Annotated in this window: 14 protein-coding genes and 1 pseudogene; 9 read left to right on the top strand and 6 right to left on the bottom strand. The window is 40.2% G+C overall.

All coding sequences use genetic code 11. The features are described 5' to 3' along the window. Positions 1 to 18 precede the first annotated feature (18 nt). The 4 genes from BUF13_RS10655 to BUF13_RS10640 all read right to left on the bottom strand — a co-directional run bounded on the left by BUF13_RS10655 (position 19) and on the right by BUF13_RS10640 (position 2,692). Positions 19 to 459: a Rieske 2Fe-2S domain-containing protein gene (locus tag BUF13_RS10655; protein ID WP_073571800.1), complete on the bottom strand. Its 441-nt coding sequence runs from the start codon at positions 457 to 459 to the stop codon at positions 19 to 21. 228 nt (positions 460 to 687) lie between these two features. Continuing rightward, a complete protein-coding gene (locus BUF13_RS10650) occupies positions 688 to 1,524 on the bottom strand; it encodes an alpha/beta hydrolase (RefSeq protein ID WP_073571799.1) in 837 nt (278 codons plus the stop codon). 12 nt (positions 1,525 to 1,536) lie between these two features. Then, positions 1,537 to 1,920: a DUF3037 domain-containing protein gene (locus BUF13_RS10645; protein ID WP_073571798.1), complete on the bottom strand. Its 384-nt coding sequence runs from the start codon at positions 1,918 to 1,920 to the stop codon at positions 1,537 to 1,539. After that, positions 1,898 to 2,692: a HipA family kinase gene (locus BUF13_RS10640; protein ID WP_073571797.1), complete on the bottom strand. Its 795-nt coding sequence runs from the start codon at positions 2,690 to 2,692 to the stop codon at positions 1,898 to 1,900. The genes BUF13_RS10645 and BUF13_RS10640 overlap by 23 nt, the downstream gene beginning before the upstream one ends. Before the next feature lie 252 nt (positions 2,693 to 2,944). Here BUF13_RS10640 and BUF13_RS10630 point away from each other — a divergent pair, with 252 nt between their 5' ends. The 6 genes from BUF13_RS10630 (at position 2,945) to BUF13_RS10605 (ending at position 9,096) form a co-directional block, all read left to right on the top strand. Beyond that, entirely contained in the window at positions 2,945 to 3,892 is a 948-nt protein-coding gene (locus BUF13_RS10630; RefSeq protein WP_073572435.1) for an acetyl-CoA carboxylase carboxyltransferase subunit alpha, read from the top strand. Between the two features lie 88 nt (positions 3,893 to 3,980). Then, positions 3,981 to 4,820, top strand: coding sequence for an MBL fold metallo-hydrolase (locus BUF13_RS10625; RefSeq protein WP_073571795.1), 840 nt, complete (start codon positions 3,981 to 3,983; stop codon positions 4,818 to 4,820). Next, a complete protein-coding gene (locus tag BUF13_RS10620) occupies positions 4,810 to 5,592 on the top strand; it encodes a patatin-like phospholipase family protein (RefSeq protein ID WP_073571794.1) in 783 nt (260 codons plus the stop codon). The genes BUF13_RS10625 and BUF13_RS10620 overlap by 11 nt, the downstream gene beginning before the upstream one ends. Before the next feature lie 17 nt (positions 5,593 to 5,609). Beyond that, positions 5,610 to 6,170 (top strand): 1-acyl-sn-glycerol-3-phosphate acyltransferase, encoded by a 561-nt coding sequence (locus BUF13_RS10615; RefSeq protein WP_073571793.1) that lies wholly within the window; start codon positions 5,610 to 5,612, stop codon positions 6,168 to 6,170. Between the two features lie 42 nt (positions 6,171 to 6,212). Then, positions 6,213 to 7,361 carry an aminotransferase class V-fold PLP-dependent enzyme gene (locus BUF13_RS10610; protein WP_073571792.1) on the top strand — a complete coding sequence of 383 codons (1,149 nt, stop codon included), beginning with the start codon at positions 6,213 to 6,215 and terminating at the stop codon, positions 7,359 to 7,361. An 88-nt stretch (positions 7,362 to 7,449) separates the two neighbouring features. Then, the gene (locus BUF13_RS10605; protein WP_073571791.1) at positions 7,450 to 9,096 is read left to right on the top strand and encodes an FAD-dependent oxidoreductase; all 1,647 of its coding nucleotides are present in this window, start codon (positions 7,450 to 7,452) and stop codon (positions 9,094 to 9,096) included. A 3-nt stretch (positions 9,097 to 9,099) separates the two neighbouring features. Here BUF13_RS10605 and BUF13_RS10600 read toward each other — a convergent pair whose 3' ends face one another. Both BUF13_RS10600 and BUF13_RS10595 read right to left on the bottom strand, forming a co-directional pair. Next, positions 9,100 to 10,452, bottom strand: coding sequence for a sensor histidine kinase (locus BUF13_RS10600; RefSeq protein ID WP_073571790.1), 1,353 nt, complete (start codon positions 10,450 to 10,452; stop codon positions 9,100 to 9,102). Next, entirely contained in the window at positions 10,442 to 11,830 is a 1,389-nt protein-coding gene (locus BUF13_RS10595) for a sigma-54-dependent transcriptional regulator (RefSeq protein ID WP_073571789.1), read from the bottom strand. The genes BUF13_RS10600 and BUF13_RS10595 overlap by 11 nt, the downstream gene beginning before the upstream one ends. A gap of 320 nt (positions 11,831 to 12,150) precedes the next feature. Between BUF13_RS10595 and BUF13_RS10590 the strand changes: the two genes are divergently transcribed. The 3 genes and pseudogenes from BUF13_RS10590 to BUF13_RS10580 all read left to right on the top strand — a co-directional run bounded on the left by BUF13_RS10590 (position 12,151) and on the right by BUF13_RS10580 (position 14,716). Further along, the gene (locus BUF13_RS10590; RefSeq protein ID WP_073571788.1) at positions 12,151 to 13,398 is read left to right on the top strand and encodes an efflux RND transporter periplasmic adaptor subunit; all 1,248 of its coding nucleotides are present in this window, start codon (positions 12,151 to 12,153) and stop codon (positions 13,396 to 13,398) included. Positions 13,399 to 13,495: 97 nt separating this feature from the next. Next, a pseudogene (locus BUF13_RS20815) lies at positions 13,496 to 13,861 on the top strand (four helix bundle protein). Positions 13,862 to 14,017: 156 nt separating this feature from the next. Beyond that, positions 14,018 to 14,716 (top strand): ABC transporter ATP-binding protein, encoded by a 699-nt coding sequence (locus BUF13_RS10580; protein WP_073571787.1) that lies wholly within the window; start codon positions 14,018 to 14,020, stop codon positions 14,714 to 14,716. The last annotated feature ends 144 nt before the right edge of the window (positions 14,717 to 14,860 follow it).

Here is a 14,860-nt window from a genome sequence, read left to right as displayed (position 1 = left end):
ATAAGGGTAGGGTGGATTTTAAGAATAAATCCTAAGCGTAGTTCCGGTAAGTTCCGTGTTATAGGAAGTAATTCCTTTTTTTCCTTCTGAATTAAGACCAACACCTCCTGTTGTGTATCTGGCCCCATGTTCGGTGCAGTAAAATTCTCCAGAACTGTTCTGGTAAATCACTTTTGCTCGATTTTCATGAGTACAAATCTGGGTAACAGCAGCAAATGAAGAGTCCGAAATTCTGGCGATTACTATCCTGTTTGTGATCAGGTAATTTCCCACGGTATTCAATGTGGTGTTGGGAGAGACAGATAGATCTAGGGTAAAATCTACTGTTCCACTAGTTGGCGTGTTGGATTCATTGGTGCAGGAAGTTAGTGTGGAAGCTCCACAATAAATAGCCAACAATGAAGCTCCTTTGAATCCTAATTCTTTTAGGAATTCGTTCCGGGTTAGTTTACTGTCCATGGTTGATATAAAATTTAATTAACAACCAATGTAACGGCGGACTCCTTAAAGTATTCTTAGTCTATTATTAAGATTTGCTTAAATTTTATAACGTAAGCCGTGGTGATTTGAACTAATAGCAGAATTATGTTTTGATATATTAAGATGTGTAATCTTTTATTTGGATTAAGTCTAAGGTGATGATTTGAGCTATTCTTGACTAATAAAAAAATGAGTTTTGCCAATAGGTTAGTCTTTTGTTTTTTTTGATTCAAAATAATTCTTGAAATAAAGCAAGTGATATTGAACTGATTCCTCCCAATATTCCCAGTTATGTCCTCCTGGATTGGCAGTAAAAGTATGTGGGATGTTTAGGTAGGTGAGTTCTTCATGCAACTTGAGATTTGCTTGATAGAAAAAGTCATCCGTTCCGCAATGAATAATAATTGGAAGGTTGTTTCTGCTTAATAAATGGAGCTGGCCTAACACTGAATATTCCTCCCATCTTTCAGGATATTTTGACTTTTCTCCCAAATAGGTTTTCATGTTCCAGTTTTCAGGAAAAGGCGTAATGTCCACTCCGCCACTTTGGCTTCCAGCTACCCCATAAACGTCCTGATGACGGAAAGCCAAATATAAAGCCCCATGACCTCCCATGCTCAGACCTGTGATAGCTCGTCCTTCTTTGGAAGCTAGAGTCGGATACTTTTCATCCATAAATTCCACTAACTCTTTGGAAATATAGGTTTCATATTTTGAATCAGCCTTTTCAGGACTGTCCCAATACCAGCTGTCAAAATTCCCGTCAGGAGTAACGATGATCATTTGGTATTCTTCAGCCAAATCCACCAATTGAGGAACTCCATCGATCCATGATTTATAGTTGCCAGAATATCCATGGAGTAAATAGGTGACAGGGTAATCTTGGTTTGGATCCAAATTTTCTGGTGAGATGACCACTGCTTTGATTTCCTTGTTCATAGACTTGCTAAAAGTACTTACAGTATCAACCTGAGCAAAGCTTTGGAAAGCCAAGGAAACAAACAGAATAAGAGAAAGGAAAAATGAGGAAAGGAGCTTTTTCAAGGTTTTATGGGGTTATTTCACTTGTTCTTTAAATAATTTTTCGAGAGTCTGATCCAAATCGGTTGAGAATCCATTGTGTGGACGAGAAGTCTGAATCACAGAACTTCTAACAGCTGTCAACCATCGGAATCTGGAAGCCAGATCCATGTCACCAATAGGACTACCTTTTTGTTTTCCTTCGCAAATTTTCTCAAAGGATTGCAAATTGGATTGAATAATTTCGATGTCTGCTTCTGAATCAAGGCAAAGAAGCTTTTCAGTATGCAAATGGATTTTGGCTTTCAAAAAGCCACCTTTCCAATCACAGACAATGACTCCTGCGTTGATAAATTCTTCCCGCTCCACCCGAGGTACCACACGGATGATGGCATACTCATATAAGTGCTGTCCTTGCATCTTGGGTTTCTTTAGTGAATTGATCTGAATTAGAGAGACGAAGAGTTAAAAAGTCTTGATAGACTTTTCTCGCCTGATTGGGGTCTTCTTCATCCCCACCAGCAAGCAGCCATTCATCAGGGATGATTTGAACCAGATTTTCGAAGAATTCTGGACTCAAAAGCTGCTTCAGTTCAGCATTGGCTTCTTCCAGAAGGCTTGCTTGTGGGAGCAAAACATGGTTTTTGATAATTGGAAATTGGTTGGTAGCGCTTTTCTCCCAATTAGTCCAGTTGTGTTGAAAAAGGAAAGAGGCTCCATGGTCGATGAGCCAAAGCTCTCGGTTCCACATTAGCATATTGGTGTTTCGGAAAGTCCTGTCCACATTGGTGATCAGCATATCCAACCAAACGATTTTGGAAGCCAACAGCGGATCCAAAGTCATGGCCAAAGCATCATAATTGATGGCTCCAGAAAGAAAGTGTAAGGCGAGGTTCAGCCCCTGGCTTCCTTTCAGCAGGTCTTGGATTTCTTCATCTCCTTCAGATCTTCCAAAAGCGGGATCCAGCTCCGCAAAAACCAATTCAGGGACTTTCAAGCTTAGTTTTCTGGCAATTTCACCACCTAATAACTCAGCAATTAGAGCTTTCTCACGCTGTCCAGCACCGCGAAATTTCAATACGTATTTGAATCCGTCATCGGCATCTGCCAAAGCAGGCAAGGATCCGCCTTCTCTTAAAGGAAGGATGTATCGGATCACATTGACGGATCTTAAATTGATTTCTTTTTCCATGTGTGTTTTTATCCAAGCCAGATTTCGGCTCAGATCTTTCCTTTTCAAAAATAAAGATGATTGGGATTAATACTTACCCGTTCACAGAATTGATTTTTCCTTCAGTGGAGATTCATTTCAAAATCAAGTATGTAAATGGTTCTAAAACAAATATTTATATAAATCTGATAGCCGCATCCAACCTTCCATGGACAATACTTTGAGACTTTGCCAGTTTTTGACTTATCTTTGTTTCTTTCAAAAATCACCAAAATGGTATTAGAATTCGAAAAGCCAATAGCTGATCTGGAGCAAAAACTTCAGGAAATGAAGGATTTAGCCAATGGTAGGAATATCGATTTAAGTTCAGATATTGAGTCCCTGGAAGAAAAAATCCTTGCTTTGAAAAAAGAAACCTTTGAAAACCTGACTCGCTGGCAACGGGTTCAGCTGTCCAGACATGCTGATAGACCATATGCCTTGGATTACATTTACGAGATGACCAATGATTTTGTGGAATTGCATGGAGATAGAAATGTCTCTGATGACAAGGCCATGATAGGTGGGTTGGGAGATTTGGATGGACGGACTGTGATGTTCATCGGTCAGCAAAAAGGTAGAAACACCAAACAAAGACAATTGCGAAACTTCGGAATGGCGAATCCTGAAGGCTATAGAAAAGCACTTCGCTTGATGAAAATGGCGGAGAAGTTTGGAAAGCCAATTGTTACTTTGATTGATACTCCAGGAGCATTTCCAGGATTGGAAGCTGAAGAAAGAGGTCAAGGTGAAGCGATTGCTAGAAACATCAAAGAGATGTTTATGCTGAAAGTTCCAGTGATATGCGTCATCATCGGTGAAGGTGCATCGGGTGGAGCTTTGGGGATAGCGATAGGTGATAAAGTCATGATGTTGGAAAACTCTTGGTATTCTGTGATTTCTCCGGAAAACTGTTCTACAATCCTTTGGAGATCTTGGGATTACAAAGAGCAGGCTGCAGAAGCTTTGAAGCCAACAGCTATGGATATGAAAGGAAATGGATTGGTAGATGATATCATTCCTGAGCCTCTTGGCGGGGCGCATAAAGATTTGAAATGGATGTCTAATACCTTGAAAGGAGCCATTTTGGATGCCTTGAAAGAATTGGATAAGATCAAACCTGAAAAACGAATTGACCAGCGAATTGACAAATTCTGTTCAATGGGCGTGGTAGTCGAGTAAGGATTTATTATTTTCTATAAATAAGCTAGAAGCAATCTTTTCCCAGGTTAAGGTTGCTTCTGGTTTTTTAACCCTAATAAAACCCGAAATGGAATTATACACTGTCAACACAGGACTTTTTAAATTGGATGGAGGAGCAATGTTTGGGGTAGTTCCCAAAGTACTCTGGAGTCGATCTAATGAAGCAGATGAGAACAATCTCTGCACCTGGGCGATGCGTTCATTATTGGTTGTTGATGGCAATCGGGTAGTGTTGATAGATAATGGGATTGGAGATAAGCAAGACGCCAAATTCTTTTCTCACTATTATCTTCATGGAGATGACTCTTTGGAGAAATCCCTTAAAAGTCTGGGAGTTGGCTTTCATCAAATCACTGATAATTTTCTGACTCACCTTCATTTCGACCATTGTGGTGGAGGGATTAAGTATGGAAGTCATGGGCAATATGAAGCTACTTTTCCAAGAGCTACGTATTGGTCCAATCCGGATCATTGGAGATGGGCGACTCAACCCAACCCACGTGAAAAAGCCTCCTTTTTGGAAGAAAATATCCTTCCGATGGAAGAGTTGGGACATCTCAAGTTTACAGACTTAGAAACTAATTCTCTGTTCCCAGGATTTGATTTTATTACTGTAAACGGCCATACCGATAAGCAAATGCTTCCAAAGCTTCAATACAAAGGAAAAACGGTGGTTTTTGTAGCTGATTTGATTCCTTCAGTAGGTCATATTCCTATTCCTTATGTGATGGGTTATGATACCAGGCCTTTGTTGACGATGGATGAAAAAGCCAAATTCTTGGAGGAGGCTGCAAGAGAAGGTTATATCTTGTTTTTCGAACATGATCCTGTGAATGAATGCTGCACGGTGAAGATGACCGAAAAAGGAGTTCGTGTAGACCAAACTTTCAAACTGCATGAAATCTGATTTGAAAATTGGATTGGCACTTTCTGGCGGAGGAGCTAGGGGGATTTCCCATTTGGGAGTCTTGAAGGGACTCAATGAGGTTGGTATTTTCCCAAATCAAGTCAGTGGAACATCCGCTGGAGCAATTGTCGGAGCAATGTATTGTCAGGGGTATCAACCGGAGGAAATCCTAAAAATCATCCTGGATACCAACTATTTCAAATTCATGAAGCCGGCCATTTCTTGGACTGGTCTATTGAAAATGACCAGTGTGGAGAGCCTATTCAAATTGTATTTGAAAGATAATGATTTTGGAAAGCTTCAGATTCCATTGACCGTTACCGCAACAGATATTAAGAAGGGGAAAACAGTTTATTTCTCCCAAGGGGAGTTGATACCTGCAGTGATGTCTTCGGCTTGTATTCCAGGGATGTTTGAACCAATCATTATTGGTAATAAACATTTGGTAGATGGCGGGATTTTGAATAATCTTCCTGTTGAACCTCATGAGGGAACCTGCGATTATGTGATTGGGGTAAGCTGCAATCATCTTCCAGAGGAAAGCAATATCAAAAACATGAAAAATCTGATTGAAAGGTCGGTGATCATGATGATGAACCACAATGTCTATAGTCGTAGAGATAAATGTGACTATTTCATAGAGTCTCCGGGTTTAGGGAAAATAGGAGTCTTTGATTTAAAGAAAGCACCGGAACTCTATAAAGCCGGATATGATGAGGTTCGGAGGTTTATCGACGAAAACCCATCTATTTTAGAACTTAAAAACGAGTAATTATCAATTAGTAGCATATGATGAAGTTTCTTTCTCGCATTGTGTTTTGGATCACAGGCTGGTCACTCAATGACAACTGGCCAAAAGGGCTGAAAAAGGCTGTGATGATCGCAATTCCCCATACTTCCAATTGGGATTTGTTATATGCAAGAGCTGCATTTTACCTGATGGATATTCCTGTAAAATTCACCATCAAAAAAGAGGTGATGGTAGGACCATTGGGTTGGTTGATCAAAGGGCTAGGTGGGATTGCTATCGATAGAAAGCGTATTCCTGGCGGAAGAAAGCAGACCTATACCGAAGCGATGGTGAATATGCTCAAGGAATCTGATGAGTTGGTCATTATGGTGACTCCCGAAGGAACCAGAAGTGCTGTGAAAAAATGGAAATCCGGATTTTATCATATCGCATTAGGGGCGGATGTTCCTGTTGTGGTTGGCTATTTGGATTATAAAAAGAAAGAAGCTGGCATTGGACCGGCCATTTATCCAAATGGTGATATGGAAGGGCAAATAGAAGAAATGATGGCCTTCGGTAGGAATGTCACCGGTAAATATCCTGAGAAGGGGATTCAATAAGGATCCCTTTTTTTATATCTTGATCTCAAATTTTCAATTCCTATGATCTCTTGCCAAAAGCACCTTTTTTCGCTCGCTGAGGATGTTTCCTATTTGAATAATGCCTACCGTGGCCCTGTTTTAAAAAGCTCGGAACAAGCAGCAATAGAGGATTTACAAAAGATGAGAAATCCTCAAACAATTGCCCCAGATGATTTTTTCAAAGGTGTCAAAAAGGTGAAAGGACTTTTCTCCCAATTGATCGGTTCTGCATCTGATGAAGTTGCGATTATACCGAGTACTTCCTACGGTTTTGCAGTCGCATTATCAAACTGGAAAGTTGCTAAAGGCAAGAAAGCTATCACTGTGGAGGATGAGTTTCCTAGTGGTTATTTCTCAATCAATCGATGGGCAAATGAGAATGAAGCCACTTTGGAAGTGATCAAAAGGCCTGATAATTCAGAATCAAAAAATGAACGATGGAATCAAAATGTATTGGCTTCGATTGATGAAAATACTGCAGTTGTTTTGTTGTCCAGTGTGCATTGGATGAGTGGCTGCCACTATGATTTGGAAGCTATTGGAGCGAAGTGCAAAGAGGTTGGGGCTTGCTTTATAGTGGATGGTACCCAATCGGTAGGAGCCTTGCCAATTGACGTCAAAGCTTGCCAAATCGACGCATTGATTTGTGCGACTTATAAATGGCTTTTGGGACCTTATTCATTGGGGATCGCATATTTTAGCTCAACCTTTGATCAGGGGAGGCCATTGGAGGAGTCCTGGATGAATCGAACCAATTCTCAGACTTTTTCAAGTTTGACGGATTACCAAGAAAAATATCTTCCCCAAGCCAATCGATTTGACGTGGGAGAGACCAGCCACTTTGTGCTGATGCCCATGCTGGAGCAATCCTTGATTCAACTCTTGGAATGGACACCAGAAATGATTCAGACCTATGATTTAGAGTTGAAGAAAACGCTTGCCAATTTTCAGGATAGTATTGGTTTGGGGATGGATATGAGTTCCTTTTCATCCAACCATTTATTCGAACTTCCATTGAAAGAAGGGCTAAATCCTCTAGATCTGAAGGAGGTCTTGGAGCAAGAAAAAATCTATGTTTCTGTTAGAGGAAAAGCTTTAAGAGTGTCTATTAATCTATTTAATAGTCAGAATGATATAGATCGATTGATAAAGGTATTGTTGAGGTTTTAATTCAAGATTTGATTTAAATTTTTGAAGGGCGGTGTTCGCCCTTTTTTTATTTTGATCTATCTTATTAACTCTAACAATCTGATCCAAAATGTCTTATAAATCTAACCTTTTTGTCTTCCTTTTTATTGGGTTGATTTTTTCTTGTAGCCCAAAAACAGAAAACCTTTTCGAAGCTGATATAATCATTTATGGAGGAACTTCTGCGGCAGTAACAGCAGCAGTTCAAGCCAAGAAAATGGGTAAAACCGTGTTGGTTGTTTCTCCTGATACTCATTTAGGAGGTCTTTCCTCAGGAGGTTTGGGCTTTACAGATACAGGAAATAAATCCGTGATTGGGGGATTGGCTCGGGAGTTTTACCATCGGGTTTATTTACACTACGAACAAGACTCCGCATGGAAGTGGCAAAAGCGGGAAGAGTATGGGAATATGGGCCAAGGTACTCCGGCCATGGATGGAGCAAACCGGACCATGTGGATTTTTGAGCCCCATGTTGCCGAACAGGTTTTTGAAGATTTTGCAAAGGAAAATAATCTTATAATCTATCGAGATGAATGGCTGGATCGGGAAAATGGAATGGTATTAGAAAATGGGGCTATTCAATCTTTTCAAACTCTTTCAGGAAAGACATTTCAGGGGAGAATGTTCATCGATGCCACCTATGAAGGAGATTTGATGGCTGCAGCAGGTGTCAGCTATTTTGTAGGAAGAGAAGCCAATTCAGTTTATGGTGAAAATTGGAATGGGGTAGAAGTTGGCGTTTACCAACATGGGCATTATTTCCAAGATTCGATCAGTGCTTACAAAGTGCCTGGAGATCCAAGTTCCGGGCTTTTACCAGAAATTTCTGACCAGGCTCCAGGAATCAATGGAGAGGGGGACAAAAAGCTCCAAGCCTATAATTTCAGAATGGCATTGAGTCGAAATCCGGATAATTTGATCCCTTTCGCAAAACCTGAAAATTATAATCCTGCACGCTACGAATTGCTAGCTAGGGTGTATGCCTCTGGATGGGATGAGACATTCAATAAGTTTGACCCGATCCCAAACAATAAAACGGATACCAACAATCACGGACCTTTCAGTACGGATTATATTGGTAAAAATTACGATTATCCAGAAGCTTCCTATGAAAGGAGAAAGGAGATCATTCTGGAACATGCAGATTATCAAAAAGGTCTAATGTACTTCCTTGCAAATGATCCTAAGGTCCCTCAAGAAGTACGGGATGAAATGTCAAAATATGGATTGGCAGCTGATGAATTCACTGATAACGGTGGCTGGCCGCATCAGATTTATGTGAGAGAAGCGCGTCGAATGATTGGAAATTATGTGATGACTGAGCATGATGTATTGGGAGTCAAAGAAGTGCCTCAGCCAGTAGGAATGGGGTCTTATTCCTTGGATTCCCATAATACGCAGCGCTTTGTGACTCCGGGTGGTTTTGTGCAAAATGAAGGTGATATTGGAGTTCATCCGAAACAGCCTTATTCGATTTCTTATGGGACTCTAATTCCAAAAAAGGATGAGGTGAGCAATCTATTGGTTCCGGTTTGTGTTTCCAGTTCTCATACTGCTTTTGGCTCGATACGGATGGAACCTGTATTTATGATTTTGGGACAAAGTGCAGCCGCTGCCGCTTCACTTTCCATCGATCAGAAAATAGCCGTTCAGGATTTAGAATATGAAGCTTTAAGGAAGGTTTTGTTGGAAGAAAAGCAGGTTTTGGAGCAGTAAGCTTTATTTAAAAGTAAGCGTAAAAACCGTCTTCTCTCCCGGAATTGATTCCACGGAAAGGCTTCCTCGATGAAGGTTCATAATCTGTCTTGAAATAGCCAATCCGATTCCTGAGCCAGTCTTTTTGGTGGTGTAGAAGGGGACAAAAATTCGTTCTAAGGCTTCTTTAACAATGCCCGGACCATGATCTTCCACTTGGATCAATGTCCCCATATCTCCTTGTGAAATTCCTCTTAGGCTAATCATTCGATCAGCTTGTTTTTGCATAGATTCAGATGCATTTTTCACCAAGTTGATCAAGATCATTGTGATTTGATTGGGATCACAGCTGATTTCAAGGTCTTCTGGAAGGATCTCGGTTTTGACGAAAGTCTCATTGGTCTTGAGTTCCTCTTTCATTAGCATCAACACTGTTTCAAAAAGCTCCTTAACGGGTACAATCTCCTTTTTAGGTTCAGGAATATTGGTGTAATCCCTGTATGCATTCACAAAGTTGACCAAACCTTTACTTCTATTAGCAATCGTATCTAAGCCTTCCTGAATATCCAAAAAGCCATCTCGCTTGATCAACATTCCTTCGGTTTGCACATAGCTGTCTTCGTCCAAGATTGTTCTCAAGGAATCCACCAAGCTAGAAATAGGGGTGATGGAATTCATGATTTCATGGCGGAGAACTTTGGTTAGGTTTTGCCAGGCTTCCAATTCATTGGATTGCAATTCCGCATTGATGTTTTGCAGGGAAAGCAAAGTCCAACTCTGACCACCCATCTTCAAAGAAGTGGATTGGATGATTAAAAATAGGCTTGAATTGACTTTAAATGAAGTTCTTTGGCCTGGTTTCATTTCCAAAACCTCTTTGAGCAAAACAGGAGAAAGCCTCCCCAGATCATTGATGTCCCGAAATTGAGGAATTTGCAAGAGTTGCTTGGCGGCATTGTTGATGACACCGATTTTACCGACAGGATTGAAAGAAATAATCCCGGTATTGATATGCTGAATAATGATCTGAAGAAAGAGCATTTGTTCCTCTTTTTCCGCTCGAGTCTGCTTGAAGACTTCCATGACCTCATTGAAAGCCTGATTGACTTCCTTGAATGAGTTTCCCATTTTACTATCAGAAGTAAAGGAACTAGAAAAGTCTGCGAAACGGATGGAATCGAGAAATCGAGCCAACTTTTGATTGATGGAATTGACATAATAGATCATCTCACCGACGATCCCTGCCACAACCAATCCTAGGATGGCTGGAGCCAGAATCAGATCCTGGCTGAAATACAACCAGATTCCCAAGAAAAGGCAAATGGTGATCAACAGGATTCGAAGCGTGATCCCGACCGAAAAACGCCTATAGACCATATTTCTCCAATCTTCTATACAATGAGGAACGCGTCAATCCTAATTCCTCAGCAGCTCGAGTGATATGCCCATTGTGCTTTTGGAGCGCCTTTCTGATCAATATTCTTTCTACATCCTCGATATTTAAATGCTCCAAACTCACGTTTTCTTCTGATTTTTCAGGCTGATTTACCTTTTGAAGAAACAGATCTTCTGGCTGCAATACATTGTGATTACTCATGATAACAGCTCGCTCGATACTATGTTGGAGTTCACGAATATTTCCAGGCCATTGATATTTGATCATCCTTTTCAAAAGGGGTTCAGAGGCTTTTCGAATGTCTTTATTATACTTTTTGGAGTAAAAGCTAATAAAATGATCTGCCAGCAAAGGAATGTCTTCTACTCTTTCACGAAGCGGTGGCAATTGGATCTCGATAGTATTGATACGATAGAGCAAATCCTGGCGGAAGCTGTTGTCATAGACCATGTTATGGATGGGCATATTGGTTGCCGAAATCAGGCGGATATTGACATCTACCGGTTTATTGGCTCCGACTCTGGTGATTTGGCGATTTTGCAAGGCTGCCAATAATTTGGCTTGAAGGGGAAGGGGTAGATTTCCGATTTCATCTAAAAACAAAGTTCCTTTATGTGCCTGCTCAAATCTACCTGCCCGGTCCTCTTTCGCATCCGTAAAGGAGCCTTTTTTATGGCCAAAAAGCTCAGATTCAAATAGCGTTTGAGTTATTGACCCTAAGTCAACTCCGACAAATGCTTCTCTACTTCTTCTTGAATTTCTATGGATTGCCCTTGCAATCAGCTCTTTACCAGTTCCGTTTTCGCCTAAAATCAAGACGTTGGCGTCTGTAGTCGCAACACGTTCTATAGTTTCAAAAACCTTTTGCATGGCTGGACTTTGGCCAATAATATCCTTGAACTTATTGTCTATGTCCTGTTGCAAAGTTGCTTTTTGATCTTTTAGAAGGTTTACTTCCAATTTTTTCTGGCGCAGTTGTAAGGCTGAATTCAGTGTAGCAAGAAGCTTCTCGTTTTCCCACGGCTTTAAAACAAAGTCAGTGGCTCCCTCTTTTATGGCTTTCACAGCGAGATTGACATCTCCATAGGCCGTAATCAAAACTACGACTGCCGAGGGATCCAATTCTAGGATTCTGTCCAACCAATAAAAGCCTTCCTGACCAGAACTCACATCCTTGGTGAAGTTCATATCCAGCATGATCACATCATAATTTTCATTATGCGTTAAAATGGGAAGTAGATCTGGATTGGTCTCTGTATCTACTTGTGCAAAATGTCTTTTCAAAAAGATTTTGGCCGCTTTAAGCAAATCTTCATTGTCATCTACTATCAGGATTTTGCCTATTCGTTGCTCATTCATACCAGGTTCGTGTTAGAATTTTATCATTAAAAGGACGCAACCCATTGTTCCAAAAGCTTGCCGAATTCTATCAATCGAAACAAAATTGATAAAATGGGCGATTTCAAAGGATTTTGACCGATTTAGGTCAATTGGAATAGGTAATGAATTTAGCAGATTAATTTTCGGAATTGAAATGTTTTGTTCGCTGGCGGACGAAAATGTTCGAGTCCTGAAAAGCCATTTTTCCAAAAAACCGAATTGAAAGCCTCCAAAAGGCATTTTTTTGATGGCACATCATTTGGCATAATGGGGTAGGCCCGAAAAAGGCAATACGCACAATGGATAGAAAAATTGAAAAAAAGACCTGGACCCCCAGGAAAATTGCATGGTTTGCCGGAGGAGCAGCAGTTCTTCTAGGTATCATTTATCAAATCGGATTTGCTGATCATAGATCGACAATGAATGTGGAACGTGACCGATTGAGTATAGCGACAGTCAGTACCGGAGAGTTTACCGATTACATATTGGTCTCAGGTCAGATTGAGCCCGCTCAGACCTTTTACCTAGATGCGGTAGAAGGAGGGATGGTTGCCCAGGTCGTTCGTGAGTCAGGAGCTTTGGTAGATGCCGGTGACACAATTTTGATCATGGCCAATTCAAATCTACAATTGGATGTGATGCAACGTGAAACCATGTTATACGAGCAGATTAATAACGTTCGTCGAACTCGACTTTTACTGGATCAGAATGATCTGAGTCAGCAAGGTCAATTGGCGGAAATTGATTATCAGATTTCTCTTTTGGAACCTCAATACAAGCGTTTCAAAGAGTTGCATGAAAAGAAATTGGTTTCTGATAGAGAGTTTGAAGAAGTCGCAGAACAGTATGAGTACAACTTGAAAAGAAAAGAACTGACATATAAATCCTATCAAAGTGATTCTCTGGCCAGATCCTATCAATTAAACCAGTTGAGACTTTCTGAAAGTCGGATGAATGCTTCTTTGACGGGTGTAGGGCAGATTTTGAATAACCTTGTTATCAAAGCTCCGATCCCTGGACAATTGGCAATGGAGCAGATTGAGGTAGGTCAGGCTATTAATTCGGGCGAAAGATATGGGCAGATTGATGTTTTGGACGAGTTCAAAGTTAGAGTTCCCATCGATGAATTGTATTTGCCAAGAATCGGTCAAGGATTGAGAGGGAAGTTTACCTTGAGTGGTCAGGATCATGAGTTGGAGATTTCCAAAATCTATCCAACTATTACCAATGGTCGATTCGAAGTGGACATGGTTTTCACTGGAGAAAGTCCAAAAGGAATCAGAAGAGGTCAGTCAGTAAGGATTAGACTGGAATTGGGAGACAGTGAGAAAAGCTTGCTACTTCCGACTGGCGGATTCTTTAAAGATACGGGAGGAAACTGGGTATTTGTCTTGAATACATCTGGAAATGCCGAGAAGAGAAACATCAGATTGGGAAGAAAAAATCCTGAATACTATGAAGTCCTTGATGGATTGGTTGAAGGAGAAAAAGTTATTGTTTCCGGATATGAGAATTTTGGGACTAACGAAGTTCTTGAATTAAAATAGAATAAAATATGCCCGATGTCGGTTGTCCGATGTAAAAAAGACAGAAGACAGAGGACGGGAGACAGGAGTGAAAAATAGAGTAATAAATAGAGTTTAGATGAAGTTTCGGGATAGCTTCAAATTTGAGAAATTGATTATTTGGCAGAAGTCAATGGAACTTGGTGAAGAGATAAATACTGTTTGCCAAGATTTTCCAAAAGTGGAACAGTTTAATCTTTCATCGCAAATAAAAAGAGCTTCCGATTCCATTGCCCTGAATATTGCTGAAGGCTCAATTCTTCAAAGTAACCCCGAGTAAAAGAAGTTTATTGGATATGCAATTAGGTCTTTGGCAGAAGTAATAACCTGTTTATATAAGGCATTGTATAGAAAATATTTAGAAGTAGAGAAGTTTGAACAACTATATAAAAGTTCATTTGATTTAATGAATATGATGGTAGCATTTAGAAAAAATGTCCATTGAAAATGCAACCAAAGGATGGGTTTTATCATCTAAAAAATATACAAAGGATTGAATTGATTTTCTTCCGACTCCGGTCTTCAGTCTTCTGTCCCATTCCATGGATAAAAAAAGAAAACAAAAAATAGAAAATAATATCACTAAAAACCGCTAAGCACTATGACCAACGTAATCAAAACAGTCAATCTCCGAAAGCTTTATACTACGGAGGAAGTTGAAACTACCGCATTGGATGGAATTCAAATCGAAGTCAAAAAAGGTGAGTTTGTGGCTATCATGGGACCTTCTGGTTGTGGTAAGTCAACGCTTTTGAACATCATCGGACTTTTGGATAATCCAGACGAAGGAGAGTATCATTTCCTGGACCATGAAGTAGCTAAATACTCCGAAAGACAAAGATCATCTCTAAGAAAAGGAAATATCGGATTCGTATTCCAAAGCTTTAACCTGATCGATGAATTGACAGTATTTGAAAATGTGGAATTGCCACTTTTGTACTTGAAGATTCCTGCTGATGAGCGAAAATCACGTGTTGAGGAAGTTTTGACCCGTATGAACATCATGCATAGAAGAAACCACTTCCCTCAGCAGCTTTCAGGTGGTCAGCAGCAGCGTGTGGCTATTGCCAGAGCTATCGTAGCAAAGCCTTCTGTGATCCTTGCCGATGAACCTACAGGTAACTTGGATTCCAAAAACGGGGAAGAAGTAATGCGTCTTTTGGAAGAATTGAATAATGAGGGAACCACCATCGTGATGGTAACTCACTCTCCTCATGATGCCAACTACGCCCACAGAATCATCAATCTATTTGATGGAAAAGTTGTGACCGAGAATATCCGGGAGCAGTTTCATGTTTAAGATTTGAAAATTGAAAAAATCTAAAATTTGAAAATTGATCTTTCCGAATCATTGGTTCTCAATGAATAAAGAAAGGTGATGATGACAGATCAATTTTCAGTTTTGGAACTGGATCTCATAGTGATTATGGAATTTTTCAATTTT

The organism is Algoriphagus zhangzhouensis, assembly GCF_900148515.1.
In the GTDB taxonomy this organism is placed as follows: Bacteria; Bacteroidota; Bacteroidia; order Cytophagales; family Cyclobacteriaceae; genus Algoriphagus; species Algoriphagus zhangzhouensis.
This window is presented reverse-complemented; position numbering and strand designations above follow the sequence as displayed.

What these genes read in the sequence shown, in the direction of transcription:
- BUF13_RS10605 (WP_073571791.1), top strand. Translation starts at nt 7,450, where the DNA reads ATGTCTTATAAATCTAACCTTTTTGTCTTCCTTTTTATTGGGTTGATT.
- BUF13_RS10580 (WP_073571787.1), top strand. Translation starts at nt 14,018, where the DNA reads ATGACCAACGTAATCAAAACAGTCAATCTCCGAAAGCTTTATACTACG.
- BUF13_RS10590 (WP_073571788.1), top strand. Translation starts at nt 12,151, where the DNA reads ATGGATAGAAAAATTGAAAAAAAGACCTGGACCCCCAGGAAAATTGCA.
- BUF13_RS10620 (WP_073571794.1), top strand. Translation starts at nt 4,810, where the DNA reads ATGAAATCTGATTTGAAAATTGGATTGGCACTTTCTGGCGGAGGAGCT.
- BUF13_RS10595 (WP_073571789.1), bottom strand. Translation starts at nt 11,830, where the DNA reads ATGAATGAGCAACGAATAGGCAAAATCCTGATAGTAGATGACAATGAA.
- BUF13_RS10645 (WP_073571798.1), bottom strand. Translation starts at nt 1,920, where the DNA reads ATGCAAGGACAGCACTTATATGAGTATGCCATCATCCGTGTGGTACCT.
- BUF13_RS10630 (WP_073572435.1), top strand. Translation starts at nt 2,945, where the DNA reads ATGGTATTAGAATTCGAAAAGCCAATAGCTGATCTGGAGCAAAAACTT.
- BUF13_RS10655 (WP_073571800.1), bottom strand. Translation starts at nt 459, where the DNA reads ATGGACAGTAAACTAACCCGGAACGAATTCCTAAAAGAATTAGGATTC.
- BUF13_RS10610 (WP_073571792.1), top strand. Translation starts at nt 6,213, where the DNA reads ATGATCTCTTGCCAAAAGCACCTTTTTTCGCTCGCTGAGGATGTTTCC.
- BUF13_RS10600 (WP_073571790.1), bottom strand. Translation starts at nt 10,452, where the DNA reads ATGGTCTATAGGCGTTTTTCGGTCGGGATCACGCTTCGAATCCTGTTG.
- BUF13_RS10615 (WP_073571793.1), top strand. Translation starts at nt 5,610, where the DNA reads ATGATGAAGTTTCTTTCTCGCATTGTGTTTTGGATCACAGGCTGGTCA.
- BUF13_RS10640 (WP_073571797.1), bottom strand. Translation starts at nt 2,692, where the DNA reads ATGGAAAAAGAAATCAATTTAAGATCCGTCAATGTGATCCGATACATC.
- BUF13_RS10625 (WP_073571795.1), top strand. Translation starts at nt 3,981, where the DNA reads ATGGAATTATACACTGTCAACACAGGACTTTTTAAATTGGATGGAGGA.